The 3,407-nt window shown below is 56.8% G+C and carries 2 rRNA genes; both read right to left on the reverse strand.

From position 1 onward, the window contains the following. Nucleotides 1-2: 2 nt before the first annotated feature. Nucleotides 3-119: ribosomal RNA gene (rrf, locus tag A3G1_RS0117655) — 5S ribosomal RNA — on the reverse strand. Nucleotides 120-237: 118 nt separating this feature from the next. Then, a 23S ribosomal RNA gene (locus A3G1_RS0117660) occupies nt 238-3,348 on the reverse strand. Between the last annotated feature and the right edge of the window lie 59 nt (nt 3,349-3,407).

Here is a 3,407-nt window from a genome sequence, read left to right on the forward strand (position 1 = left end):
ATGTCCGGCGGTGTCCTACTCTCCCACCCCGTCCCCGGGGCAGTACCATCGGCGCTGAAGGGCTTAGCTTCCGGGTTCGGAATGTTACCGGGCGTTTCCCCTTCGCTATGACCGCCGTAACCCTGCGGAACCAACCCCAAACCTGGTCCGGGTTCTCACCTGCTGGTGAACCCCGATGGTTTGGTGGTTGTTTTTCCAGAACCGGATAGTGGACGCGAAACATTCTTGATTGCGGTGCTGGGTAAGCCACTCGGCCTATTAGTACCAGTCACCTGAACACGTTACCGTGCTTACAGTTCTGGCCTATCAACCCAGTCGTCTAGCTGGGGGCCTTACACCCTCTAAGGGGTGGGAGACCTCATCTTGAAGCAGGCTTCCCGCTTAGATGCTTTCAGCGGTTATCCCTCCCGAACGTAGCCAACCAGCCGTGCTCCTGGCGGAACAACTGGCACACCAGAGGTTCGTCCATCCCGGTCCTCTCGTACTAGGGACAGCCCTTCTCAAGTCTCCTGCGCGCACGGCGGATAGGGACCGAACTGTCTCACGACGTTCTAAACCCAGCTCGCGTACCGCTTTAATGGGCGAACAGCCCAACCCTTGGGACCTACTCCAGCCCCAGGATGCGACGAGCCGACATCGAGGTGCCAAACCATCCCGTCGATATGGACTCTTGGGGAAGATCAGCCTGTTATCCCCGGGGTACCTTTTATCCGATGAGCGACACCGCTTCCACATGCGAGTGCCGGATCACTAGTCCCGACTTTCGTCCCTGCTCGACACGTCCGTCTCACAGTCAAGCTCCCTTGTGCACTTGCACTCAACACCTGATTGCCAACCAGGCTGAGGGAACCTTTGGGCGCCTCCGTTACATTTTAGGAGGCAACCGCCCCAGTTAAACTACCCACCAGACACTGTCCCTGAACCCGATAAGGGCCCGAAGTTAGATACCCAGATTAACCAGAGTGGTATTTCAACAATGACTCCACAAGCACTGGCGTGCCCGCTTCACAGTCTCCCACCTATCCTACACAAGCCAATCCAAGCACCAATGTCAAGCTATAGTGAAGGTCCCGGGGTCTTTCCGTCCTGCCGCGCGTAACGAGCATCTTTACTCGTACTGCAATTTCGCCGGGCCTGTGGTTGAGACAGTAGGGAAGTCGTTACGCCATTCGTGCAGGTCGGAACTTACCCGACAAGGAATTTCGCTACCTTAGGATGGTTATAGTTACCACCGCCGTTTACTGGCGCTTAAGTTCTCAGCTTCGCCCCGAAGGACTAACCGGTCCCCTTAACGTTCCAGCACCGGGCAGGCGTCAGTCCGTATACATCGCCTTACAGCTTCGCACGGACCTGTGTTTTTAGTAAACAGTCGCTTCCCCCTGGTCTCTGCGGCCATACCACGCTCCCACCGCAAGGGTGTTCACGCGTCCGGCCCCCCTTCTCCCGAAGTTACGGGGGTAATTTGCCGAGTTCCTTAACCACAGTTCACCCGATCGCCTTGGTATTCTCTACCTGACCACCTGTGTCGGTTTGGGGTACGGGCCGCTCGGAACTCGCTAGAGGCTTTTCTCGGCAGCATGGGATCATTGACTTCACCAAAATCGGCTCGGCATCACCTCTCAGGCTTAATGCGACACGGATTTGCCTATGTCGCGCCCTACAGGCTTACCCCGGCACAACCACCGGCCGGGATCAACTACCCTCCTGCGTCACCCCATCGCTCACCTACTACCCACCAAGGTCCCAGCCCCGCCGACATCACCCCGAAGGGATCCATCATTGGAGGTGGTTAGTACAGTGAGGTTCAGCGCTGGCGCTCCTTCGCGGGTACGGGAATATCAACCCGTTGTCCATCGACTACGCCTCTCGGCCTCGCCTTAGGTCCCGACTTACCCAGGGCAGATTAGCTTGACCCTGGAACCCTTGGTCATCCGGCGGCAGGGTTTCTCACCCTGCATTCGCTACTCATGCCTGCATTCTCACTCGTGTCGCGTCCACAACTGGGTCACCCCGCTGCTTCACCCGCGACACGACGCTCCCCTACCCACCTGCACACCTGGACCACAAAGGCCTGGCTATCGTGCAAGTGCCACAGCTTCGGCGGTATGCTTGAGCCCCGCTACATTGTCGGCGCAGAACCACTTGACCAGTGAGCTATTACGCACTCTTTAAAGGGTGGCTGCTTCTAAGCCAACCTCCTGGTTGTCTATGCGATCCCACATCCTTTTCCACTTAGCATACGCTTAGGGGCCTTAGCTGGTGATCTGGGCTGTTTCCCTCTCGACTACGGAGCTTATCCCCCGCAGTCTCACTGCCACGCTCTCACTTACCGGCATTCGGAGTTTGGCTAACTTCAGTAAGCTTGTGGGCCCCCTAGGCTATCCAGTGCTCTACCTCCGGCAAGAAACACGTGACGCTGCACCTATATGCATTTCGGGGAGAACCAGCTATCACGGAGTTTGATTGGCCTTTCACCCCTAACCACAGGTCATCCCCCAATTTTTCAACATTGGTGGGTTCGGCCCTCCACGCGGTCTTACCCGCGCTTCAGCCTGCCCATGGCTAGATCACTCCGCTTCGGGTCTAGGACACGCCACTAAACTCGCCCTATTCAGACTCGCTTTCGCTACGGCTACCCCCCACGGGTTAACCTCGCGACGTATCGCTAACTCGCAGGCTCATTCTTCAAAAGGCACGCCATCACCTCACCTAAAAGGCTCAGCTCTGACGGATTGTAAGCACACGGTTTCAGGTACTATTTCACTCCCCTCCCGGGGTACTTTTCACCTTTCCCTCACGGTACTAGTCCGCTATCGGTCACCAGGGAGTATTCAGGGTTACCAGGTGGTCCTGGCAGATTCACCGCAGATTTCAGGGGTCCGCGGCTACTCGGGAACACACCCCAGGCAGATCCTGCATTTTCGGTTACGGGACTATCACCCGCTACGGTGCGCCTTTCCAAACGCTTCACCTAACACAGAATTTTCTCACTGCCCGACAAGACGGCGGTCTCATCCAGATGGTCCCACTACCCCTCATGCGCAACCCCCGCCGGGTCTCACACACACAAGGTTTACCCTCATCCGCTTTCGCTCGCCACTACTCACGGAATCACATGTTGTTTTCTCTTCCTGCGGGTACTGAGATGTTTCACTTCCCCGCGTTCCCCCTCACGACCCTATGTGTTCAGGCCGGAGTGACCAGACATGACTCTGGCCGGGTTCCCCCATTCGGAAATCCTGGGATCAACGCTCGGTTGACAACTCCCCCAGGCATATCGCAGTCTCCCACGTCCTTCATCGGCTCCTGGTGCCAAGGCATCCACCGTGTGCTCTTAAAAACTTAACCAGCACAGCAATCAAAGATGCTCGCGTCCACTATCCAGTTCTCAAAAAACAACCAACCCC

It is taken from the genome of Longispora albida DSM 44784 (assembly GCF_000379825.1).
Lineage (GTDB): Bacteria > Actinomycetota > Actinomycetes > Mycobacteriales > Micromonosporaceae > Longispora > Longispora albida.